At 53.4% G+C, this 21,426-nt stretch carries 24 protein-coding genes; 7 read left to right on the plus strand and 17 right to left on the minus strand.

Translation table 11 applies throughout. The annotated features are described in order from the left end of the window. The 10 genes from hypF to HMY34_RS04140 form a co-directional block, all read right to left on the minus strand. A complete protein-coding gene (gene hypF / locus HMY34_RS04095) occupies positions 1 to 2,331 on the minus strand; it encodes a carbamoyltransferase HypF (protein WP_202718033.1) in 2,331 nt (776 codons plus the stop codon). A gap of 3 nt (positions 2,332 to 2,334) precedes the next feature. Further along, positions 2,335 to 2,961, minus strand: coding sequence for a YkgJ family cysteine cluster protein (locus HMY34_RS04100; RefSeq protein WP_202718034.1), 627 nt, complete (start codon positions 2,959 to 2,961; stop codon positions 2,335 to 2,337). 17 nt (positions 2,962 to 2,978) lie between these two features. Further along, positions 2,979 to 4,004, minus strand: coding sequence for a hydrogenase expression/formation protein HypE (gene hypE / locus HMY34_RS04105; protein WP_202718035.1), 1,026 nt, complete (start codon positions 4,002 to 4,004; stop codon positions 2,979 to 2,981). Further along, positions 4,001 to 5,143, minus strand: a complete 1,143-nt coding sequence (gene hypD, locus HMY34_RS04110; protein ID WP_202718036.1) for a hydrogenase formation protein HypD — start codon at positions 5,141 to 5,143, stop codon at positions 4,001 to 4,003. Before hypD ends, hypE begins: the two co-directional genes overlap by 4 nt. After that, positions 5,140 to 5,424: a HypC/HybG/HupF family hydrogenase formation chaperone gene (locus HMY34_RS04115; RefSeq protein WP_202718037.1), complete on the minus strand. Its 285-nt coding sequence runs from the start codon at positions 5,422 to 5,424 to the stop codon at positions 5,140 to 5,142. The genes hypD and HMY34_RS04115 overlap by 4 nt, the downstream gene beginning before the upstream one ends. A gap of 14 nt (positions 5,425 to 5,438) precedes the next feature. After that, a complete protein-coding gene (locus tag HMY34_RS04120) occupies positions 5,439 to 5,951 on the minus strand; it encodes a glycine cleavage system transcriptional repressor (RefSeq protein ID WP_202718038.1) in 513 nt (170 codons plus the stop codon). Positions 5,952 to 6,071: 120 nt separating this feature from the next. After that, a complete protein-coding gene (locus HMY34_RS04125; protein WP_202718039.1) occupies positions 6,072 to 6,287 on the minus strand; it encodes a hypothetical protein in 216 nt (71 codons plus the stop codon). A gap of 74 nt (positions 6,288 to 6,361) precedes the next feature. After that, a complete protein-coding gene (gene hypB, locus HMY34_RS04130; protein ID WP_202718040.1) occupies positions 6,362 to 7,111 on the minus strand; it encodes a hydrogenase nickel incorporation protein HypB in 750 nt (249 codons plus the stop codon). Beyond that, positions 7,111 to 7,452 (minus strand): hydrogenase maturation nickel metallochaperone HypA, encoded by a 342-nt coding sequence (gene hypA / locus HMY34_RS04135; RefSeq protein ID WP_202718041.1) that lies wholly within the window; start codon positions 7,450 to 7,452, stop codon positions 7,111 to 7,113. Before hypA ends, hypB begins: the two co-directional genes overlap by 1 nt. Before the next feature lie 39 nt (positions 7,453 to 7,491). Beyond that, on the minus strand, positions 7,492 to 8,115 hold the full coding sequence (locus HMY34_RS04140) for an NAD(P)H-dependent oxidoreductase (protein ID WP_202718042.1): 624 nt from the start codon (positions 8,113 to 8,115) through the stop codon (positions 7,492 to 7,494). Between the two features lie 84 nt (positions 8,116 to 8,199). On the opposite strand from HMY34_RS04140, the gene cysZ reads away from it, so the two are divergent. After that, positions 8,200 to 8,928: a sulfate transporter CysZ gene (gene cysZ, locus HMY34_RS04145; RefSeq protein ID WP_202718043.1), complete on the plus strand. Its 729-nt coding sequence runs from the start codon at positions 8,200 to 8,202 to the stop codon at positions 8,926 to 8,928. Positions 8,929 to 9,037: 109 nt separating this feature from the next. Here the strand turns inward: cysZ and tsaB are convergent, their stop codons facing one another. Genes tsaB through mrcB form a run of 4 tightly spaced genes read right to left on the minus strand, consistent with a single transcriptional unit; the run spans position 9,038 to position 14,642 of the window. After that, positions 9,038 to 9,736 (minus strand): tRNA (adenosine(37)-N6)-threonylcarbamoyltransferase complex dimerization subunit type 1 TsaB, encoded by a 699-nt coding sequence (tsaB, locus tag HMY34_RS04150; protein ID WP_202718044.1) that lies wholly within the window; start codon positions 9,734 to 9,736, stop codon positions 9,038 to 9,040. After that, positions 9,717 to 11,642 (minus strand): DNA repair helicase YoaA, encoded by a 1,926-nt coding sequence (gene yoaA / locus HMY34_RS04155; RefSeq protein ID WP_228287976.1) that lies wholly within the window; start codon positions 11,640 to 11,642, stop codon positions 9,717 to 9,719. Before yoaA ends, tsaB begins: the two co-directional genes overlap by 20 nt. A gap of 25 nt (positions 11,643 to 11,667) precedes the next feature. After that, positions 11,668 to 12,210, minus strand: coding sequence for a tetratricopeptide repeat protein (locus HMY34_RS04160; protein WP_202718046.1), 543 nt, complete (start codon positions 12,208 to 12,210; stop codon positions 11,668 to 11,670). 8 nt (positions 12,211 to 12,218) lie between these two features. Then, positions 12,219 to 14,642, minus strand: coding sequence for a penicillin-binding protein 1B (gene mrcB, locus HMY34_RS04165; protein WP_202718047.1), 2,424 nt, complete (start codon positions 14,640 to 14,642; stop codon positions 12,219 to 12,221). A gap of 50 nt (positions 14,643 to 14,692) precedes the next feature. Between mrcB and HMY34_RS04170 the strand changes: the two genes are divergently transcribed. Genes HMY34_RS04170 through HMY34_RS04190 form a run of 5 tightly spaced genes read left to right on the plus strand, consistent with a single transcriptional unit; the run spans position 14,693 to position 18,106 of the window. Beyond that, positions 14,693 to 16,264: a bifunctional aminoglycoside phosphotransferase/ATP-binding protein gene (locus HMY34_RS04170; protein WP_202718048.1), complete on the plus strand. Its 1,572-nt coding sequence runs from the start codon at positions 14,693 to 14,695 to the stop codon at positions 16,262 to 16,264. Beyond that, complete coding sequence (locus HMY34_RS04175) at positions 16,254 to 17,114, plus strand: hypothetical protein (RefSeq protein ID WP_202718049.1); 861 nt, start codon at positions 16,254 to 16,256, stop codon at positions 17,112 to 17,114. Before HMY34_RS04170 ends, HMY34_RS04175 begins: the two co-directional genes overlap by 11 nt. An 8-nt stretch (positions 17,115 to 17,122) precedes the next feature. Continuing rightward, positions 17,123 to 17,560 (plus strand): type II toxin-antitoxin system RatA family toxin, encoded by a 438-nt coding sequence (locus HMY34_RS04180; RefSeq protein ID WP_202718050.1) that lies wholly within the window; start codon positions 17,123 to 17,125, stop codon positions 17,558 to 17,560. Further along, positions 17,547 to 17,858: an RnfH family protein gene (locus tag HMY34_RS04185; RefSeq protein WP_202718051.1), complete on the plus strand. Its 312-nt coding sequence runs from the start codon at positions 17,547 to 17,549 to the stop codon at positions 17,856 to 17,858. Before HMY34_RS04180 ends, HMY34_RS04185 begins: the two co-directional genes overlap by 14 nt. Further along, complete coding sequence (locus HMY34_RS04190; RefSeq protein ID WP_202718052.1) at positions 17,858 to 18,106, plus strand: hypothetical protein; 249 nt, start codon at positions 17,858 to 17,860, stop codon at positions 18,104 to 18,106. The genes HMY34_RS04185 and HMY34_RS04190 overlap by 1 nt, the downstream gene beginning before the upstream one ends. 5 nt (positions 18,107 to 18,111) lie before the next feature. Here the strand turns inward: HMY34_RS04190 and HMY34_RS04195 are convergent, their stop codons facing one another. Beyond that, positions 18,112 to 18,441, minus strand: a complete 330-nt coding sequence (locus HMY34_RS04195; RefSeq protein WP_202718053.1) for an outer membrane protein assembly factor BamE — start codon at positions 18,439 to 18,441, stop codon at positions 18,112 to 18,114. Between the two features lie 67 nt (positions 18,442 to 18,508). Here HMY34_RS04195 and fur point away from each other — a divergent pair, with 67 nt between their 5' ends. Further along, on the plus strand, positions 18,509 to 18,928 hold the full coding sequence (gene fur, locus HMY34_RS04200; RefSeq protein WP_202718054.1) for a ferric iron uptake transcriptional regulator: 420 nt from the start codon (positions 18,509 to 18,511) through the stop codon (positions 18,926 to 18,928). A 4-nt stretch (positions 18,929 to 18,932) separates the two neighbouring features. On the opposite strand, the gene HMY34_RS04205 is transcribed toward fur, so the two are convergent. After that, positions 18,933 to 20,738 (minus strand): sensor histidine kinase, encoded by a 1,806-nt coding sequence (locus HMY34_RS04205; protein WP_202718055.1) that lies wholly within the window; start codon positions 20,736 to 20,738, stop codon positions 18,933 to 18,935. Then, on the minus strand, positions 20,735 to 21,394 hold the full coding sequence (locus HMY34_RS04210; RefSeq protein WP_202718056.1) for a response regulator: 660 nt from the start codon (positions 21,392 to 21,394) through the stop codon (positions 20,735 to 20,737). The genes HMY34_RS04205 and HMY34_RS04210 overlap by 4 nt, the downstream gene beginning before the upstream one ends. Positions 21,395 to 21,426 lie beyond the last annotated feature (32 nt).

Genomic DNA, 21,426 nt, shown 5'->3' on the forward strand with positions numbered 1-21,426 from the left:
TCAGGGGGCATAGTATGCCTGCTTCTGACGCATTGCGCCAATCACTGCCTGACCCAAGGCAATGCCACCGTCATTAGTGGGTACGTGTTGGTGGGTAAGTACCTGTTGCCCAAGCCCTTGCAGGCGTTGGCTGATGCCGTTAAACAGAATGGCATTTTGAAACACGCCACCCGACAAGGCGACAGCTTGAATCTCCGGGTATTCCACCCACAAACATTGTGCCAACTCGCTAATAATGTGAATCAAACCTTGATGGAATTGTGCGGCAATCGCCTCGCGGCAATAGCCAGTTTGCAGGTCTTTGAGCAATTCAAACCACAGCGGTGCAGGATCGATTTCCCAACAACCCGCCGCATTCTTTTCCAGACCAAAGGTATAAGCAGGCACGATATTGAGCAAACACGCGGGCGTAAGCACTTCAAGTTCAAGCGCCGCTTGCCCTTCGTAGCTAATGCCGTCGCGGCTGCAATTCAATGCTGCTGCCACCGCATCAAACAACCGCCCACAAGAACTGCTCAACGGGGAATTCAGCCCCCGCGTTAACATGGTTTCCAGCGTTGCCAACGGTTGTTGTTGCAGGTATTGAATCAGTTCCAGCTCGGTAAAACAGGTGCTAACTTCTGCCCAGTCAAGCGCTTGCAAATGCACCCAAGTATTGCGCCAAGGTTGCAAAATGGCTTGCGTACCACCGGGCATGGCAACGGGTTTGAAATGCCCTACCCGCTCATAGCCGCTGTAATCTGCCAGCAAAAATTCGCCGCCCCAGAGTGTGCCATCATCGCCATAGCCCAGCCCATCCAGCACAATTCCTAGTACTTTGCCGCCCTCCACCGACCAGCCATTTTCTGCCATGCAAGCCGCAACATGGGCGTGGTGGTGTTGCACTTCAATCAGTGGTAAGCCCTGTTCCCGCGCCCATTGCTGCCCCAGTTGAGTGGAGCGGTAGCCGGGGTGTTTATCGACAACAATGGCTTGCGGTTGATGCTGGAATAGGTCGCGGTAGAGCCGCAAGGTGTGGGTATATTCACGCCCAGTACGCGCATCTTCGAGGTCGCCTAAGTGTTGTGAAAGAATGGCTTGCCCATCGCGTAGCAGTGCAAACGTGTTTTTGAGTTCGCCCCCCATAGCGAGGAGCGGCGGCGCATTCGCAAAGCCTGCTGGCAAAGTGAGGGGTTCGGGTGCATAGCCACGCGCACGGCGCAATAGGCGCGGTTTGCCTGCAAGAATCCGTGCAACGGAATCATCGACGCGGTTTACGATGGGGCGATTGTGTAATAGCAGGTAATCGGCGATGCCCTGCATTCGCTGACGGGTTTCGGCGATGGTGATGCATTGTGGTTCTTCGCTGAGATTGGCACTGGTCATGATCAGCGGCGTGTTCCAGGTGTCGAGTAGCAGGGCGTGGAGAGGGGTGTAGGGGAGCATGAAACCGATGGTAGGGATTTCTCCTCCCATCCTGCGTTCTAGCAACACAATCGGCGCATGTTTGCTGTGCAATAACGCCGCTTCTGCCTCGCTCATATAGCAATACTGGCGAATTACGTCTATATCCCGTGCCATCAACGCCAACGGTTTCTGATAACGGCGCTTACGACGGCGAAGCTCAGCAACACTGATTTCATTCATTGCATCGCAGACAAGGTGCACGCCCCCCAACCCCATTAGCGCGATAATGTGGCCTTCGCGCAGCAAACGGCTGGCAGTGTCGATGCAATCACGTTCCGCAGCAGTTGGTTCAATTCCATGCCCCGCCATGTCTTCCAGCCACACATTAGGGCCACAAGTGGGACAAGCATTTGGTTGTGCATGGAAACGGCGGTCAGCGGGATCAGTGTATTCGCGTAAACAGTCGGGACATTGCGCAAATCCCGCCATGCTGGTATTCGCACGGTCATACGGAATGGTGCGCACAATGCTCAAACGTGGCCCACAATGGGTGCAATTGGTAAACGGGTAACGGTAACGGTAACGGCGATTGCTGGCATCAAAAATATCCGCACGGCAAGCGGGACACATCGACGCATCCGCGACAATGCCGGTGTGAATCTCGCCGGATTCACTGGCAATAATGCGGAAATCGGGAGGTGGACAATCGGCATCCAGTACCGTGATGTGAATACCATCAAGCCGTGCCAACGGTGGAACGTCGGTATGCAATTGCTGTTGGAAATCAGCCAGTGCCGATTCACTGCCCCATGCCTCGATCAACACGCCGCTGCTGTCATTGCGCACTGTTCCGGCGATGCCACCCGCCTGCGCCAAGCGCCAAACATTCGGGCGAAAACCGACACCTTGTACCAAGCCAGTAATACGAATACGGCACGCACTCATCCCTTATGACTCAAGCCGTGCGGCTAAATGCGCCCAGTCTATTTCCTGCAAAACTCGCGCCTGTTGTTGCACGTAACCATGCTGCATCGCTGCTTGTTTCTGCTCCGGTGTTACCATGCCATGAAACGGCAGCATCGCCTCATACGCCGCATCCTGATGGAACTTGAGCGGGGTCAACACATCCTCACGGCGCGTGAAAAAAGCATCTTCGCCTTCCGCACACGTTTTGCCAAACACATTGAAATGGCGGCACGCCAGCGGACGCATTGGGTGCACGCTACACGCCCCCTCCAGCAAAAACGGGCAAGGCTGCCCCGCCACATGATTAGCCAGTTGCGGCTTCAAACGGGTACGTGTCTCAGGAGGCATGATTTTAGTAACATACCAATACAGCCCCAGCAACTCCAGCGGAAAAATCGGGATGGTGGTGTGGCTCTTGCAACAATTGGAACAGCCTTTGGCACAGGCGAGTTTGCGCCCGTTACGCTCTTCTTGCTGGATGCCTTTGGCGACACCGACATCCGCGCGGTAATAAGCGTCGAAGGCGTAACCCAGCCATTTGTTTTCGGCTTCAGCGGCGGGGAATATTAGGCGTTGGGGTTTGCCGTAGGCGGCTTTTTTGGTTTTCATCCAGACTCCGATGGGGTTCAGCAAATGCGCGGTAACTGCTCTCCCGGCAGCATATCAACAATCCGTTCCCCACCGAAAGCGGTTTGCAAGATCACATGCCCGTCGCCTTCCACCACCTCGCCGATAATGCAAGCATGATAACCTTCGGGAATGCGTTGCATCGCCGCCAACACCGCTTGCGCTGCCGCTGCCGGAACAACAGCAACCAGTTTGCCTTCATTCGCCAAATACAATGGGTCTAGCCCCAGAATTTCGCACATGCCACGCACCGGGGTACGAATAGGCAAGGTATCTTCCTTCAGCACCATATCCACGCCGGAACGTTCTGCAAATTCATTGAGCACCGTCGCCAACCCGCCACGGGTTGCATCACGCAAGCAATGGATGTCGGGACAAGCCGCAAACATCGCCTCCACCAAGGCATTCAACGGGGCGCAATCGGATTCAATATCCGCCTCCAACGCCAAATCGCCCCGCGCATTCAGGATTGCTGCGCCATGATCGCCCAGCCAGCCGTTAACGATGACCACATCACCCACTTGCGCACCGCCAGCGGACGGGTTGAAACCTGCTGGAATCACGCCCACGCCAGCGGTATTGATAAACAGCTTATCCGCCCCGCCACGTTGCACCACTTTGGTATCGCCCGTGACGATTTGCACGCCTGCCTCGTCTGCTGCCAAGCGCATGGATTGCAATATGCGAGCGAAGGTTTCCAGCGGTAAGCCTTCCTCAATGATGAAACCGCAACTCAAGTACAGCGGCTTTGCGCCCCCGACTGCCAAATCGTTGACCGTACCGTTGATGGCGAGTGTGCCGATATTGCCACCGGGGAACTCTAGCGGGGTGACAACGTAGGAGTCGGTGGTGAAGGCTAGGCGGTCGCCTTGCACAACCAGCTCTGCCAACGGAATACGTGCCTGATCCTCACCCTCTTCCAATAACGGATTGCTGAAAGTGCTACGGATAAGCTCATCCACCAACTGATGCATCACTCGCCCGCCACTACCATGCGCCAACGCAATCGTGCCACTAAGATTCATACCGTTTCCTTACGTTTCGCCAATTTGCCATACGCATAATACGCCGCGCACGAACCTTCCGGCGACACCATCAACGCCCCTAACGGATTCTGCGGATTGCACGTCTTGGCAAACGCTGGGCATTCCCACGGTTTCATCACCCCACGCAACACATCGGCACACTTCAGGTGTTCGGGATCGTACCCAACCGCGCCCTGAGCGAAGTCGAAGGGCAAACCAAGCTTCTTCTCCGCATCGTAAGCCGCATACGCCTCCCGAATCTGGATACCCGCATCGCCAATATTCCCCAAGCCGCGAAACTCGCTGTGTTCCCGCGTTTCGTAAACCTCGGCAATGGCTTTCAAGCCCGCGACATTGCCCGCTTCAGGTACAATCCGCGCATATTGATTTTCGACCTCACAACGCCCTTCGGCAAACTGTTTCACCAGCATCCACAAGGCTTGCAAAATATCCAGCGGTTCAAAGCCGGTAATCACCAGCGGCTTGTGGTAATCGCGGGTCACGAAATCATAGGGGTGTGCGCCGATCACCATGCTGACGTGACCGGGTGCGAGGAAACCATCCAGCCGCAGATCGGGGTCGGTGAGAATCGCCCGCATTGTCGCAGGCGTGGTGATGTGATTACAAAACAGCGAAAAGTTTTGCAGCCCTTCACGGTGCGCTTGCAATAGCGTCAATGCGGTACTGGGCATGGTGGTTTCAAACCCCAACGCAAAAAACACCACCTCGCGCTCAGGATTTTTGCGGGCAATTGCCAACGCATCCATCGGCGAATACACCATGCGCACATCGCAACCATCGGCTTTGGCTTGCAGCAGGCTTTTGCGCGTCCCGGGGACACGCATCGCATCACCAAAGGTGGTGAAAATCACGCCGGGCTGTTCGGCAATTGCCACACAATCATCCACCCGCGCCATCGGCAACACACACACCGGGCAACCGGGGCCATGCACCATTTCAATATTGTCCGGCAACATCGACTCAATGCCGTATTTGAACAAGGTATGCGTATGCCCACCGCAGAACTCCATGATTTGCAGTGGCTCCCGTTGGCTGAGCGAAGTCGAAGCCAACTTGTGGATTTCCGCCACCAATTTCTTGGCGGTAGCAGGGTCGCGGAATTCATCCATGTATTTCATGCGGAAGCCCCGACTTGCCGCATTATCTCCATCTCCGCCTGCATATCGCCCAATTCTGCCAGCAAAGCCAGCGTGCGTGCGGCTTCCTCCTCATCCAACCGGCTCATCGCGAAACCTGCGTGTACCAATACCCAATCGCCGATGCAGCTTTCTGCCGGGTGTTCGTCATCGACCACGCAAGTGATAATGACATCGCGTTTCACCCCGCCGATGTCAACTTTGGCAACGAGGAATTCAAGGTCAACCAGTTCGGTAATTTGTCCGGGGATGCCGAGGCACATGCTGTTCTCCTTGCTTAACTAAAATTGAGGTCTACTGTCAGCGGATCAGGCATCGCTTCAAACGCGCCTTGCACATCGTCCGCCGTCACGCCATCCGGCAAACCCAGTTTGAGATGGGCGTAGAACATCAGCTCGCTCGACATGGGCGCAGCGCGTTGTTCACTTTCTAACTCTTCGATATTAACATTCAAGGCGGCGAGTTGGCGGGTAATGTCGTGGATAATGCCGGGGCGGTCGTGACCGAGCAGCTCCAAGGTCAACGGCGTGATATTGCGCTGCGCGGTAGCTTCGCTGTGCGTGACCAAGATTTGCAAGCCAGCGTTTTGCAAAGCTTGCAGAGCTTGTTTCAGATCAGCAACGTGTTCTTGCGGCAGGGTGACGTGAGCAAGACCGGCAAATTGTCCGGCAAGGTGAACCATGCGGCTTTCCTGCCAGTTGCCGTGATGGGCGGTAACGGCTTCGGCAAGGGATTTGACCAGACCAGCGCGGTCAGAGCCAAGAACAGTCAGTACCAGTGAGGCTTGCATAGGAACTCCTTATTGCAGTTGTAATGCTTGGATTGTAGCAGGTCAGTGCGCCGGACATAAAAAAACGGCGGCACAATCGCTTGCGCCGCCGTCTTTATCCATCCGAGATGCGCGGTTGGCTTATTTGCCGACCATCGCTTCGCATTCAGTGATCAAATCATCCAGAACTTTCACCGCTGTTTTGGCTTCTGCTTTGATTTCTTTCAGGAAATCCAGCTCGCTTTTGCTCACCGAGCCGTCTTTCAGCACCAGTTCGCGCAGCATATCGACTTCTTTAATGCTGATATGACCGTCAGCCAGTACGAAGCCTTTAGCCACTTTACGCCATTCTGCCATGATCTATTCTCCTTATTAACATTGATTGTTTCGTAAACGGAGAGTGTTAAAGCACACCTCAATCCGCGCAAAGATTATGCTTGAATTGGCGGTTTGGCACAAATTAACCAGTCGATCCAGCCCTCTATTCCCGCGCCGCTGGTAGCAGAAACGTGCAAAATCTGGATAGTGGGGTTAACCCGGCGGGCGTATTCTTCACATTTTGCGACATCAAAAGTCAGGTACGGCAGCAAGTCGATTTTGTTAAGAATCATCAAATCCGCCGCGTGGAACATGTCGGGGTATTTGATCGGCTTGTCTTCGCCTTCGGTAACGGAGAGGATCACCACCTTGTGTGCCTCGCCCAAATCGAACGCTGCGGGACAAACCAAATTGCCAACATTTTCGATGAATAGAATGCCACCGTTGGCGATGGGTAACGATTCGAGCGCGTGCCCAACCATGTGCGCATCCAAGTGACAGCCTTTGCCGGTGTTGATTTGCAGCGCGGGAACCCCTGTGGCACGGATGCGGTCAGCGTCATTGCTGGTTTGCTGGTCGCCTTCGATCACCGCCATTGGCACGTTGCCCTGCAAGCGGGTCAGGGTTTCGGTCAGCAAAGTGGTTTTGCCCGAACCGGGGCTGGATACCAAATTGAGCGCCAGAATGCCACGTTCAGCCAACCACTGACGGTTTTGCGCCGCATACTGATTATTTTTGCCAAGAATATCCTGCTCGATTTGCACCATCCGCGCACTGCTCAAGCCCGCTGCGTGGCTATGACTATGCCCACGAATCAAGGAATGCTCCACCGAGTCTGTTCCGCAACCACATACTGTACACATCACGCTACCTCCAGTTCTTTAATGCGCATTTCTTCCCCGCGAATGACTTGTAGCTGGAAACTGCCGCAGTGTGGGCAAGCATCGTAACGCTGCTGGATGCTAACGGTTTGCGCACATTCCAAACACCATGCCTCAGCGGGGACTTCAATAATCTCCAGTGTAGCGCCATCGGCAAGCGTGTTGCGCACGATTACGTCAAAACAAAAGCGCATAGCCTCAATTTCTACGCCCGACATGACACCAATTTCTAGCCATACCGTCTTGACGCGGCTGAATTGCTGGCGTTGTGCTTCGGTTTCTAGCACTTGCAGCACGCTTTCGCAGAGAGACATTTCATGCATGGCAAACCTCCGTCTTGAGTATAGTTCACGACGCTAAGCTCAACGGTATTCCACCAAATCAGCCAACGGCTGACGCAACTTCGCTGGCTGTTCACCTGCACGATAACCGAATGCCACCACCACGGCTGCCCCATACTGGCTAGTATCCACTCCCAACAACGCTTCCACCCCCGGTTTCGAGAAGCCTTCAATCGGGCAAGAATCAATCCCCATACTCGCTGCCCCCGTCATCATATTCGCCAGCGCGATATAGCACTGCTTGGAACTCCACGCAAACGTATTCAGATACGGTTTGATTTCGCTGTCATTGTGCGCCGCATACCGTTCCAAATACGCCTGCTCCGCCTCGGCTGGCAAACCACGCCGCCCGAACAAACGCTGCACATACGCACTGTATGGCTCAACCGCCGCAGTTTTCGCCAAAATCACCACCACATGGCTGCTCTCGGTAATTTGCGGCTGATTCCAGCAAACTTCCCGCAACTGTTCGCGCAATGCTGGCGTTTGCACTACCAGGAAATGCCAGTGTTCCATGCCGAAAGACGACGGCGACAAACGCCCACATTCCAAAATCTGCTGGAACTCATCCGCTGAAATCTGACGAGTCGGATCGAACTTCTTACAGGCATGGCGGAAATTCATCGCTTGCATAAAGGGTTGCATGGTTAAAACTCCTTAACTTAAAACGGTTCGCTAAATGCGCTACAGTATAGCCACACCATCACTATCGAGAACAGGGAATACACAATGATAACGGGATTGTTCAAAGGCTTCGGCTACGTGTTTAGCGGGCTATCACTCATTACGCAACAGGGCATCCGTCCGTTTGTGGTTGTGCCACTACTGATCAACATTGTGATCTTTTCCGGCGGTATTTGGCTGGCAACCACGCAACTTGATTACTGGATGACACGTCTGTTGCCGAGCTGGTTAACTTGGTTGGAATGGCTACTCTGGCCGATTTTCGCCGTGCTGATTTTCTTCGTGGTGTTTTACGTATTCTCGCTAATCGCCAATATTCTTGCCGCACCGTTCAATTCAGTACTTGCCGAACGGGTCGAAGCGCGTCTCAACGGGCAACCCGTCCCCGAATTCGAGGGCTATAAAAGCCTACCTGCGCTGATTGTGCGCACCTTCCGCAGTGAACTTGGCAAGCTGTGGTACATGGGTAAATGGTTAATTTTACTGCTGATCATCACGGTGATTCCGGGCGTCAATATCATTGCACCCGTGGCATGGACGCTGTTTGGCGCATGGATGCTGGCGATTGAATACGCCGACTACCCAATGGGCAACCACAACCTGTTTTTCAAAGATGAATTGGTGGCGTTGAAGAAAAATCGCGGCGAAGCGTTGGGATTTGGCTGGATGCTATCGTTGATGACAGCGATTCCTGTGGTGAATTTCTTTGCGATGCCGGTGGGCGTTGCGGGTAGCACAGCGTTGTGGGTCAAGACGCTTGCACCAAACCGTTAAAAAATTGCCATGGATGAAGAGGGCGACCCGCCGGTCGCCCCTACGGTGATTCTTTTGGTAGGGGCGACCGGCGGGTCGCCCTCTTCAGAAAATCATTTCAGGACAAACGCTAAGACTTTCCTGCCAAGCGTTCTTGCGTGGTCAACGCAATCTTATTCCGCAAATAAACCGGCTGCGCTGCTTCTGGCGCGGCTGCCCTGCCCGCTTGCCAACCAGCCACGGCTAACGGCAACATGAATTCAGCAGCCGGTAACGATTCCGCATCCACACCGCTCAGTTTGTCGCCAAACCGTGCTTGCAACGCTTCCGGGTAGGCTGACCAACCGTGTCCAATCGCAAACCAGCCTGCCGTTTCCGGCACTGGCGCATCCGCCGGAGCGCACACTTGCTCGACACCCTGCAAGTGCATCAGCCCATCCTGCAAGGCATATTGTCCCCAATACACCTCGCTCATCCGCGCATCCAACGCCACCAATACCTGCGTTGCGCCGTGTTGCAGGTATGCCTGCTGCGCCAATGCCGCCAAGGTAGACAAGGCAATCACCGGCTTATCCGCCGCCATTGCCAAGCCTTGCGCCACACCCACGCCAATCCGAATCCCCGTAAATGCGCCGGGGCCACACCCGACCGCCAGCGCATCCACCTCCGTCAAACGCAAGCCCGCCGCCGCCAGCACGCTTTCCACCATCGGCAAAATTTTGTGCGTGTGCGCTCGTGGGGTCAATTCAAATTCGCAAAAAGTTGCACCATCCGCATACACAGCGGCAGAACAAGCTTCAGTCGAGGTATCAAGGGCTAGTAATTTCATGCAAATTCCCGGCAAAGAACCGTTCAACAATGTCTAATTTTTGGGTGCGCGGCATACGCGGCAAGCTATCGAGGAAAATTTTGCCATAACTGCGGGTACGCAAGCGAATATCGCAAATCATCAGCACCCCGCGATCCTGCTGATCCCGAATCAGCCGCCCGACCCCTTGCTTCAAGGTAATCACCGCCTGCGGAATCTGGTATTCACCAAACGGATTGCCGCCGCGCTTGCGGATGCTATCCAGCCGCGCTTCCGTCACCGGATCGTTGGGCGCTGCAAATGGCAGCTTATCAATAATCACGCAACTCAAGGCTTCGCCACGCACATCCACGCCTTCCCAGAAACTCGCCGTACCCAGCAACACCGCATTGCCCAATTCCCGAAAACGCTCGATCATATCGCGCTGCGGTGATTCGCCTTGAATCAACAACGGATACTCAAAACGGTCTTGCAGCAATTCCGCCGCCTCATTCAATGCCCGATAACTGGTAAACAACATAAACGTGCGCCCGCCACAGGCTTTAATCACCGGAATCGCCGCCTCCACCAAGGCCGACACAAAATCAGCATCTTGCGGTTCTGGCAAGCTAGGCGGCAAATACAGCAAGGAGTTATGCCAATAATCAAACGGGCTATCCAATTGCAAGGTGGTGGCAGTATCCAGCCCCATGCGCTGATTAAAATGCTCAAATGACTGCCCGACCGCCAAGGTTGCGGACGTCATTACCCAACTACAGGGCAATTCCGCCATGCACTTTTTAAAGGGAACGGCGACATCCAACGGCGTGGTGGTAATCACGAAGCCACGGGTGAACGTTTCAAACCATTGCACCGTATCCGGCGCGGGTGCGTGTAGCCGTGCCAGCCGCGCTTGCTGTTCCAACAAACGTTCGTAGCACGACTGCAAGCCTTTGCTGCGTTCAGCGGCGTGTTCCAGCAATGCTGCCAAATCGGTCATGCAGGTTTCAAGCGTTTCCATTTGTTGGACAATGCCGGGTTGCGTGCTAATCCGAATCCACGGCGCTCGTTGCCCCGGCGTATCCATTGCCAAGCGCAAATCCATCACTGCTTTTTCCAGCCGATCCAGAAATTCACGGATTTGCGGCATATCGGAAGCATTTTCCAACGCTTCCACCAGCGTATCGCGTTTCCAATCGTATAACTGGCGGCTGCTAAACGTGTCGCTGAAAAATGCCGAGGCGATTTCTGGCAATTGATGCGCTTCATCCAACACCACCACATTCGCCAGTGGCAGCAATTCGCCAAAACCTTCTTCTTTGAGCGCCATATCCGCGAAAAACAAGTGATGATTGACCACCACAATGTCCGCTTCCTGCGCTGCCCGCCGTGCTTTCACCACAAAGCACTCTTGATAATCACCGCATTCCGCCCCTAAGCAATTTTCGGTGGTGGATGTCACCCGCCCCCAGATTTCCGCATCGTGTGGCACGGCGGATAGCTCGGCAATATCACCTTGACTGGTCAATTCCGACCAATCACGAATCCGATGCAACCAAGTCACACTTTTACGATCCGGCAAACGGCCTTCATCGAGCGTGGTTTTCAAGCGGTGGGAACACAAGTAATTAGCACGCCCTTTGAGCAAAGCCGTTTTAACCGCACTTTTCAGCGCTTTGCGCACCAAGGGCAAATCTTTGTGATAAAGCTGATCTTGCAGGGTTTTACTGCCCGTGGAAATGATCACCCGCTCATCACACAATAGAGCGGGTGCAAGGTAAGCAAAAGTTTTGCCAACCCCCGTCCCCGCTTCAATCACCGCTGTGCCTTGCGTTTTCAGGGCAGTTTGCACCGCCTGCAACATGGCTTGTTGTTGCGGACGGGCTTGAAAGCCGTCAATCCATTGTGCAAACGGGCCAGACTCACCCAGCAAATCACCCTGTTCCAACGGCAGCGGGGACTGGTCAGACGTGCTAATTGAGCTGCTCCTGATAGGTTTTGGCTTTGCTGAGCATATTGGCGGCTTGTTCACGGTTGCCTTGGCGCTCATTAATTTTTGCCAGCTTCAACCATATATCGGGGTTGTCAGACTCAATGCGCAAGGCACGCTCTAGCGTATCCGCCGCTCTGTCAAGATTACCACCCGTGGCTTCGGCATCCGCCGTTTTCATTAAGGCTTTGACCGCCGGAGAGCTTGGGTAAGCTTTAGGCGTTAACACTTCAACAGGTTCGGGGACAGGCGGTGCAGCACTAATCACTTCGGTTGGCACGACTGGCGCGACCGGTTTTGGCTTGGGTGCAACGGACGCCACAGGTTTTTTAGGAATGACCACTTCGCTGCTGCTGTTAAGTTCAGGTTTTATGGCGGGCGCGGGTGTTGACACACGCGGCGGCACAACCACCGGGCGCACCGCAGATACCCGGTCTTGCAAGACCATGGGGTTCGGGGAACAGGCCGACAATAAGCCTGCTAAGACAACAGGGATACCGACAAAATAACGGGGATTCAGGGTCATGATTACTCTCATCGCATCAAATCATCAATCCAGCCAGAACGATCCGATGGCTGCTTAGCCGGTGCTGCGGCAGGCGCAGCGGGTGCGGAACCGGGGACGGTCGCAGGCGCAACAGGTTCGACTGGCTTGGGTGGTGCACAATAACTGGTTTGCTGCGGTTGCGTGCCCTTAATGAACGGGGTACGGATGGCTTTACCGCAGGCCGGATTAAACCGCAGCCCGGTAGACTGGTCAACATCAACCCAGACCAAACGCGAAGAACTGGCGACCTGAAGCGGCTTCGTCGGCAACACTTTGAATAAATCCGACCACACTTTCAGTGCACCCGTGCCGCCGGTCATATTGGTGGGTTTATTGTCATCACGCCCGACCCATACCGTCACCACGTGTTGCCCAGAAAATCCGGCGAACCAACTGTCTTTTTTATCGTTGGTCGTGCCGGTTTTACCCGCTACTTTTTTCCAACTGGGCAGTGTCGATGCCAACTCTTTAGCGGTTCCCTCGACCGTCACGCGGTGCAGGGCATACGCCAGCAAATCGGCGGCTTCGGGGCTGGCAACTTGTTTCACCGTCAGCGGGTAGCGGGTCAATACTTGCCCACGCGGATTCATGACGCTACGAATCGCTTTCAACGGCGAATACGAACCCCCCGATGCCAACGTTTGGTACATTTGCTGGACATCAATCGGTGCCATTTCCAACGCCCCCAGCAAAATCGAGGGGTAAGCCGGAATCTCGCCCGCAATGCCCAAATCGTGCAAGGTTTGCACAATATTATCCAAACCCACGCCGACACCGACGCGCACCGCAGGGGTATTGCGGGACAGCGTAATCGCTTTCAACAATGTCACCGCGCCCATATTGGAACGGTCATAGTTTTGCGGTTGCCAGAATTTTTTCGCGCCCAATTTCACCGTCACCGGGCCATCGCTAAGGCGGGTGGCAAGATTGTATTTTTTGGGATTCCCCAACGCTGCCAAATAAATCGCGGGCTTGACCAGTGAACCGATTTGACGTTGCGCCGTCAACGCACGGTTATAACCGGCATAGCGCACATCACGGCTGCCCACCAAGGCCATGACTTCACCGCCTTGCACACTGCTGATGATCAATGCGCCATTCAATTTACCTTTGGGAATGCGCTCGGCACGCTCCAAACGCCCAACCCGGTTTTGCAGAATGGTTTCTGCGGTCAATTGCACAATCGGATCCATCGCCGTGAAAATCATCAAGCCTTGGCTACGCACGTCCTCTTCTTTGTAATCGCGCTGCAATTGCTGGCGCACCAAATCCAAGTAAGCCGGGAATGGGCTATTGCCCGACGGTTTTTTCTCGCTCACGCCCAACGGCTGTTCCAATGCGTCGGCATAGATAGCGGGGGTAATGGCTTTTTCATTGAGCATCACCTGCAACACCAAATTGCGCCGGGTTAATGCCCGATCAGGGTGCAAGCGTGGGTCGTAATAGCCCGCGCCTTTCGCCAAACCAATCAAGAGCGCGATCTGATCGGGTTTCAACTCCCACACCGGGCGATTGAAGTAAAACTGTGCCGCCAATCCAAAACCGTGAATCGCGCGGTCGCCATCTTGCCCCAGATGAATTTCATTCAGGTAGGCTTCCATAATGTCTTGTTTGGTGTAACGCATTTCCAGCAAGAAGGCCATCGTTGCCTCTTTAAGCTTGCGATGCCAACTGCGTTCATTGGTGAGGTAGAAGTTTTTTACCAACTGTTGCGTTAAAGTGCTGCCGCCTTGCACGGTATGCCCTGCTTTAACGTTCGCCACCAATGCCCGCCCAATCGCCATGGGGTTAACGCCTTGGTGCTCGTAAAACTTTTTGTCCTCCACCGCTACCAAACCGGAAATCAGTAACGGTGGTACATCTTGCTGGCGCACTAATACCCGGTCTTCATTTTGACGCGGGTAGAAATTACCGATCAATACTGGCTCTAAACGCATTAAATCCAAGGGATTTTTGCCGTCGGCATACGCCAGTGTTGACACTTTACCGCTGGCAACATTGACATTGATACTCCGCGCTGGCTCTTTATCATCGGCAAACTGGAAACCACGGGTATTCACCACAAACTTGCTGCCGTTGCGATGGTATTGCCCGGTTTCGATCGGCTTATCGACAGAACGGTAGTTGAGTAACTTGAGTTCTTGTTCCAAATGATCCGCGAATAGCTGCTGGCCTTCGTAAAGATCCAAAGGGCGGGCGAACACCCGTGCGGGCAATTCCCAACGCCGCCCTTCAAACTGCTCACGCACCTTATCATCCAGTTCTAAGGTATACACAATCCCCAGCAACAAACCTAACACCAAAGCAACCAACAGCAGGATACGGAACACCCGCCCAAACAGCGTGATGGCAAACCATAGCCCATTGAAGAAACGCCGTAATGCCGATTCCTGTTTTACTTCCTGACTCAAACTGTTTTCCTGCTATGCTTATCTTTTCGGGTCATATACAGAGACATGGCATGTTCTTACACACATCCGACGCTCTGTGGGAGGCGATGCGCAACCCCGCATTCTACCCCCATATAACGCACAATATACACGTAATTCACACCCATATATCGACCATTTTCCTGACAGGCGCGTTCGCTTATAAGGTAAAAAAGCCGGTTAATTTCGGCTTCCTCGACTTTTCGCAACTGGCTGATCGGCAACATTATTGTGAGGAAGAAATCCGCCTCAATCGCCGTCTAGCGCCACAAATTTACTTGGAAGTCGTACCTATCGTGCAAATAGGCAACACCTACCAACTGGGTTCAACCGCCACACCCGACGCGACTGTGGTTGAATATGCGGTCAAAATGCGCCAATTCGACCCCGCGCAACAATTAGACAAACTGTTAGCCGCTGACCATCTGCCAATAGATGACATGGATGAAATCGCCACCCGTCTGACACAATTTCATCAGCAAGCAGAACGTGCGCCAAGCGCCAGCCCGTGGGGGACACCGGACAGCATTCTCGCGCCGATGCAACAAAATTTCGTCCTATTGCGCCAGCATTTGCATGATCCAACGCTTACAACGCGCCTGAGTGTACTGGAAACCTGGACGCAACAGGAATATTCCCGCTGCCATGCCAGCTTACTGCAACGTCAGCAAACGGGGCATATTCGTGCCTGTCATGGCGATTTACATTTGAGGAATATAGCCCTGATTGACGGCAAAATCACGTTTTTCGACGGCATTGAATTCAACGAAGCGTTACGTTGGATTGACACTGCCAGTGATACCGCCTTCCTACTCATGGATTTGGAAGACCGGGGCAAACCCGCTTGGGCTAACCGTTTGCTCAATGCTTGGCTAAGCGCGAGTGGTGATTATGCTGCGCTGCCTGTGCTCAATTTTTACAAAGTGTATCGGGCGCTGGTACGTGCCAAAGTCCATGCGCTACGCCTCAGTCAGGTGCAAGACGCGGCTACCCGCACGGAATGTTTGCAACATTGCACCGATTATTTGCACTTGGCAGAGCGCTACACCCATGCGCGTCAACCTGCTTTGCTGATTACGCACGGCTTGAGCGGTTCGGGCAAATCGTGGGGTTGCCGCCCGCTGGTGGAACAATGGGGTTACATCCAATTACGTTCGGATGTGGAACGCAAACGCCTCGCCGCCCTGCCCACCGAAGGTATTTACAACCCCGCCATGAATACGCGCACCTATGACCGGCTTGCAGAACTGGCAACACTGGCGCTACAGCACGGTTACGCGGTGGTGGTCGATGCCACGTTCTTAGATATTGCGCAACGCCAACGCTTCCAACGTTTAGCGCAAGAATTACACGTGGGATTTTTAATTCTGCATTTCAGCGGCACACCCGCACAATTGCAAGCCAATATCACCCAACGCCAACACCTCGGCACGGATGCTTCCGATGCCGATATTGCGGTGTTGCAGCAACAATTAACCCACTACAAACCATTGCAGGATAATGAACCTTGTGTAACAGTTCGTTGCCATGAAAGTTTACCGTTAGCGCAGCTTCAAGCGCTGCTTGATTGCTCAGAAAAACCTGGAGTCGAAAATGCACCTTAATTCCCTGTCACTTTGCCTGATGACTGCTCTCTCCGTTAGCATCAGCGGCCTTGCTCACGCCGACACCAAATTGACCTACACGGACACGGGCTTTGCCCCGCAAGAACGCCAAACCGTGATTCAAATCAATGGCGACAAAGTGCGCATGGGCGAAGTCGGCAGTGACGTGTATTCGTTGTATGATGACAGCAAAAAAATGCTGTACACCGTCAATACCAAGACCAAACAATTCATTGAAACCAACCCGGATAAAATCCGCGCTCGCATGACCAAAGTGGTCGAAATGCAGAATCAATTCAAAGAAGACATGAAAAAGCAAATGGCTTCCATGCCGGAAGACCAGCGCAAAGCCCTTGAAGCGCGCATTCAGCAAAGCGAAGCCGCCATGAAAGCGCCCCCGCCTGCCATCAAAATGGAAAAAACCGAGCGCAAAGAAACCATTCAAGGCATGGAATGCACGATTTCCACCGTCAAAATGGAAGACAAACCCGTGCGCGACGTGTGCATTGCCAGCCCTGCAAGCATGGATGCGGCTGACCACAAAATGCTCGTCAGCATGTTTGAATACATGGATGGCATTGCGGTTGAATCCGCGAAAGCCCAAGGCATGACTCCGCCGACCGAAGGTTCCGCCAGCTTGCACCGTGACGGTTTAGCCTTGCGCATTCAAGCCCTGCCAGAAGGCCCGCGCAGTGAACTGAGTGGCTTGGCAAAAGACGCGCTGGTCGATGCTGATTTCAGTGTTCCCGCCGATTTCAGCGTGTTTGAACCCGCCAATGCGCCACCACCGACAGCAGCGCCCGCACCGGCTTCACCCGCAGCGCCAGCGACTGCGCCAACGGCACAGTAACCGCGACTATGGCACATATTAGTCGCAGTGCATTAGTGCCTTACAGCCCGGCACAAATGTACCAACTGGTCGACGGTATCAACCTCTACCCGCAGTTCCTGCCTTGGTGCAGGACAGCGGTCGAGCATCAGCGCGATACCGATCAAGTCAAAGCCAGCATCGAAATTGCCAAGGGCGCGGTGAATAAACGCTTCACCACCCTGAATCGCCTGCAACAAAACAAAACCATTGAAATGCGCCTAATCGACGGCCCGTTTCAACATTTGCACGGTTTCTGGCGCTTTGATGAACTCAAAGCCGGGGCGTGCAAGGTGTCGCTGGATTTGGATTTCGAGTTTTCCAACAAGATTTTAAGCCTCGTGGTTGGCCCGGTATTTAACCAAGTCGCCAATACACTGGTCGATTCGTTTGTCGAAAGAGCGAAAAAAGTTTATGGCAAGCCCTGATACTTTTACGATCGAAGTGGTCTACCCCCTGCCCCATGAGCAATTGCTCATGAAGGCGCAAGTACCAAACGGCAGCAGTATCCGTGATGGCATTCAAGCCTCCGGCATTCTGAAGCATTACCCTGAACTGGATCTTGACACACTGGAGGCGGGTATTTTTGGCAAACTTGCCAAATTAGACACGCCCGTGCGGGAACGCGATCGCATTGAAATTTACCGACCCCTGATTGCCGACCCCAAAGTGGTGCGCAAACAACGCGCTGCTGAAGGCAAAGTCATGAAAAAAGGGGAAAGCTAATGCACGGCATGGTTCCCCCCGACCCTTCTGGCGAAGGCATATCCCAAGCTGCTTACGCGACGGTTTACATGCCCAAATTCAAAAACAGCCGCAATCGCTTTCCGGCCAGTTGCATCACGGTATACGCCACACCACAGGAAGCCCTTGATGCGGCGCATGACGATGCCAAACGCTTTGCTGCCATCGTACAAGGCCCTTCTAAATCATCAGAAGGGCAATATATCTTTTATTTACGGCAGTGGTTATAAGCGCATTATTTGGCTTTGACGTTAACCGGCACGACTTCATTGCGAATGTCGCGCACAACCCCATTCTGGAAAAATACCGTGACACTGCTGCGTTGCACTGTGCCATCCGGTGATTTCAGATAGAACACGTAATCCCAACGGTCTTTGTGGAAATCATCCACCAAGAGCGGCGTTCCCAAGGTCGCTTGTACTTGTTCCGCACTCATGCCGGGTTGCACCAACGCCAACTCTTCGCGGGTAATGTAATTACCCTGCTGAATTTCCATTTTGTAAGAACTGCAACCGCCCAATAACAGAACGGCAGAAAGGGTGAGTGAAATGATAGGCTTTATCATGTTAGTCTTGTATCGTCCAAAGTAAACATGGGCATCATAATAGACTATTCACGACGGAGAGTGCAGGGTGGAAGAAAAGGATATTAAACGTGCTGGTTTGAAAATCACGCAGCCACGAGTCAAAATTCTCGATTTATTAAGCAGTTCATACGAACATCACCTCAGTGCTGAAGACATTTACAAGTCACTCATCGGTAATGGTGAAGAAATCGGCCTTGCTACCGTTTATCGGGTTTTGACCCAATTTGAAGCCGCTGGATTGGTCAACCGCCATCATTTTGAAGGCGGGCAAGCGGTGTTTGAACTCGCTACCGAAGAGCATCACGACCACATGGTGTGCATGAAAACCGGCAAAGTCGTTGAGTTCTACGATGAAATCATTGAGCAGCGCCAACGCGAGCTGGCAAAACAGCATAACTTCCGCATTAAAGACCATTCACTGATTCTCTACGGCGAATTTCTCAGTGAAGCCGACCAAACGGTTTAAAGCCTTACTTCGGCTGCTGGGCATGGGTCGGCAAACAGATGCGCACGGCCGTTCCCGCCGTCGTCAAGTTCGGGCGGATAGTTAAGTGTGCGCCAATGTGTTCTGCCCGTTTGCGCATACTGCTTAGCCCTTTACCGGGCTGGTAAGTCGCGGCAATGCCACACCCATTATCCGCAATTTGCACAAAACTGTTACCGCTGCCGCTATCCGTGCCAGTGCTGACGGTAATCGTATTGCCGCCACTGTGTTTTATGCTATTGGTAATGGCTTCTTGCACAATACGCAGCAATTGCAGGGTTTTTTCCGCCCCAAAACCCGGCGGAGTGGCGATGTCTTCAACTGCCCAGCGCAATTCAAACCCGGCTTGCTTGATTTTACGCCTATTGCGGCTGCGAAACATGCCTAACGCCGTGGTAACGTCTTGTGAATCGAAATCCAATGAATCAATCACTAAGCGCAAATCATTAAGCGCATCCTGAATATTTTCCTTAATCACCGGCAAGCTAACATCGGGGCGTTCCAACATAACGAGAGTGGAAACCAAATGCCCGCCAAAACCGTCGTGGATGTCGCGCATAATGCGTTCGCGCTCATCAACCACCGCTTTTTCCTGCTCCAAAACCCGCATTTTTTGGTAATTGGCTTCCAATTGCTGTTCACGTTCAACCACCAACTCTTCCAGATGGTGGGCGTAATACTGAGTTTCACGCAAACTGAGCACGAAGCGCCGCACCAAAAGAAAATACTGACTGAGCAGGGTAAATAATGCCGCGAAATGCAGCAAATAAGGGCGCGTCAATTCCTGATTATCAAAGACCCAAATATCGTGGATACCAAACACCAGCATGGCAAAACCACACAGCACAAACAGCAAGCGCTTGGTGGTCTGCTGCTCCCAATAAAGTTGCACCACATACGCCAATACCAAAATAAACAAGCAAACCAACAGACCGTACCAGACAATGTGGTATTGGGCTTGCGCTCCAGATGCATACGGCAAGAAAAACAAGGGTATCGCCAGTAACAGCGAACTCGCCCATAAATACAGCAGCGGGCGGGTATGCTGACGCTCGCCCTTTGCGCCCAAGGGCGTGTAATAATAAATCATGGTGATAATCGACAGGATACTTAAACCTATCGTTAAAGGAATCAGCGCCGCCCATAACCTATCACTAACGGGTATGTCACGCACCAGATGGTTGGTGCTATGCGCCGCCCACAATGCGCTGCCAAGGGCATACCACAGGTATTCCTTGCGGTGTGGGTAAAAGAACCAAATGCTGCCGATTAACAATGCGGTAATCAGCAACACAATCGCGACCGTTTTAACCACGCCCTGACGCATGAGATTGTTGAATTGCCAGGCATTGTCCAATACCGCCGCAGGGCCGATATACACGTGGGCAAGCCTCGCCGCACTGCGCGGAGTGGCTAATTCAAACGCAAGGGTATCACCGGGGGATAGGCTTTGCGGGTGCAGACGAAATAACAGCGGGCGGTGTTTATTGCGGGCAATCGGGGTAGCCATGCTGCCGCCTGTGCCGACAATATCGCCATTCGGGTAGCGCACCACGATATTTTGATTAACATTAACGATCAGCAACAGCGGTTCAGGAATCTGGCGAATATCATCAGGGATACGGATGCTACCGTGCGTGCGAGTCGCACCGGGCGTTGCTACGTTAAAGGTGGCTTGCCAACGGTTATCGGGCGCAAAGCTTAGGGAATCCAATTGCACCGTCAAACCGTACAACACCAGCAGGTAAACCGGCAGCCACCAAAAAATCCGCAGCCGCCGGAGCGCATTCATAGCAAATGCCTTTTGACCGCTTCGTGAACGGCTTCGGCACGGGTGCTGATGTGCAGTTTGCGGTAAATGCTTTTGATGTGCGACGTAACCGTGTGGTAAGAAACGTGCTTGAGGTCGGCGGTTTCCTGCGCGGTATAGCCTTTGGCAATGAATAAGAGAATCTCCATTTCCGCCTTGGTCAGCTTGACCTCCGCCGCCTCTGGGCGCAAGCGTTTGAGCAAGTGGCTGGCAACTGCCGGACTAATCGGAGCACCACCCGCGCACAGTTGCTGAATGGATTGTTCCACTTCCATCGAGTCGTCATCTTTGAGGATGTAACCGGTTGCACCCGCCTCAATCGCAGTAATGACGTGCTTTTCATCGCCAAACACGCTGATGACCATAATGTGCGTATCGGGATGCAGCGCGTTGCATTGGCGAATTAATTCCAGCCCATTACCGTCCGGCAACCCCAGATCAGTGAGCAACACATCAGCAACGGCACTGCTGATAACGCTACGGGCGCTAGTGGCATTGCTACACGCCGCCAGTAGATGAAACGCGGGGTTGGTGGTGAACAGGGTCATGAAGCGGTTGAGAACAACCGGGTCATCTTCCACAACGATGATGCTGATGGGATTGCGCATGGCGGTATCGCTTGAGTGATGGTTAATCATCTAAGTCTAGCTGAGTTTAAGCATTCAACCGG

Origin of the sequence: Thiothrix subterranea (genome assembly GCF_016772315.1) — a bacterium.
In the GTDB taxonomy this organism is placed as follows: domain Bacteria; phylum Pseudomonadota; class Gammaproteobacteria; order Thiotrichales; family Thiotrichaceae; genus Thiothrix; species Thiothrix subterranea.

Coding starts and splice junctions, on each gene's coding strand:
- HMY34_RS04190 (WP_202718052.1), top strand. CDS start 17,858: ATGCACGGCATGGTTCCCCCCGACCCTTCTGGCGAAGGCATATCCCAA.
- HMY34_RS04125 (WP_202718039.1), bottom strand. CDS start 6,287: ATGGCAGAATGGCGTAAAGTGGCTAAAGGCTTCGTACTGGCTGACGGT.
- hypA (WP_202718041.1), bottom strand. CDS start 7,452: ATGCATGAAATGTCTCTCTGCGAAAGCGTGCTGCAAGTGCTAGAAACC.
- hypB (WP_202718040.1), bottom strand. CDS start 7,111: ATGTGTACAGTATGTGGTTGCGGAACAGACTCGGTGGAGCATTCCTTG.
- HMY34_RS04180 (WP_202718050.1), top strand. CDS start 17,123: ATGGCACATATTAGTCGCAGTGCATTAGTGCCTTACAGCCCGGCACAA.
- HMY34_RS04210 (WP_202718056.1), bottom strand. CDS start 21,394: ATGATTAACCATCACTCAAGCGATACCGCCATGCGCAATCCCATCAGC.
- HMY34_RS04205 (WP_202718055.1), bottom strand. CDS start 20,738: ATGAATGCGCTCCGGCGGCTGCGGATTTTTTGGTGGCTGCCGGTTTAC.
- HMY34_RS04140 (WP_202718042.1), bottom strand. CDS start 8,115: ATGCAACCCTTTATGCAAGCGATGAATTTCCGCCATGCCTGTAAGAAG.
- HMY34_RS04175 (WP_202718049.1), top strand. CDS start 16,254: ATGCACCTTAATTCCCTGTCACTTTGCCTGATGACTGCTCTCTCCGTT.
- hypE (WP_202718035.1), bottom strand. CDS start 4,004: ATGAATCTTAGTGGCACGATTGCGTTGGCGCATGGTAGTGGCGGGCGA.
- HMY34_RS04120 (WP_202718038.1), bottom strand. CDS start 5,951: ATGCAAGCCTCACTGGTACTGACTGTTCTTGGCTCTGACCGCGCTGGT.
- cysZ (WP_202718043.1), top strand. CDS start 8,200: ATGATAACGGGATTGTTCAAAGGCTTCGGCTACGTGTTTAGCGGGCTA.
- HMY34_RS04170 (WP_202718048.1), top strand. CDS start 14,693: ATGTTCTTACACACATCCGACGCTCTGTGGGAGGCGATGCGCAACCCC.
- hypD (WP_202718036.1), bottom strand. CDS start 5,143: ATGAAATACATGGATGAATTCCGCGACCCTGCTACCGCCAAGAAATTG.
- HMY34_RS04185 (WP_202718051.1), top strand. CDS start 17,547: ATGGCAAGCCCTGATACTTTTACGATCGAAGTGGTCTACCCCCTGCCC.
- HMY34_RS04195 (WP_202718053.1), bottom strand. CDS start 18,441: ATGATAAAGCCTATCATTTCACTCACCCTTTCTGCCGTTCTGTTATTG.
- tsaB (WP_202718044.1), bottom strand. CDS start 9,736: ATGAAATTACTAGCCCTTGATACCTCGACTGAAGCTTGTTCTGCCGCT.
- HMY34_RS04115 (WP_202718037.1), bottom strand. CDS start 5,424: ATGTGCCTCGGCATCCCCGGACAAATTACCGAACTGGTTGACCTTGAA.
- hypF (WP_202718033.1), bottom strand. CDS start 2,331: ATGAGTGCGTGCCGTATTCGTATTACTGGCTTGGTACAAGGTGTCGGT.
- HMY34_RS04100 (WP_202718034.1), bottom strand. CDS start 2,961: ATGAAAACCAAAAAAGCCGCCTACGGCAAACCCCAACGCCTAATATTC.
- HMY34_RS04160 (WP_202718046.1), bottom strand. CDS start 12,210: ATGACCCTGAATCCCCGTTATTTTGTCGGTATCCCTGTTGTCTTAGCA.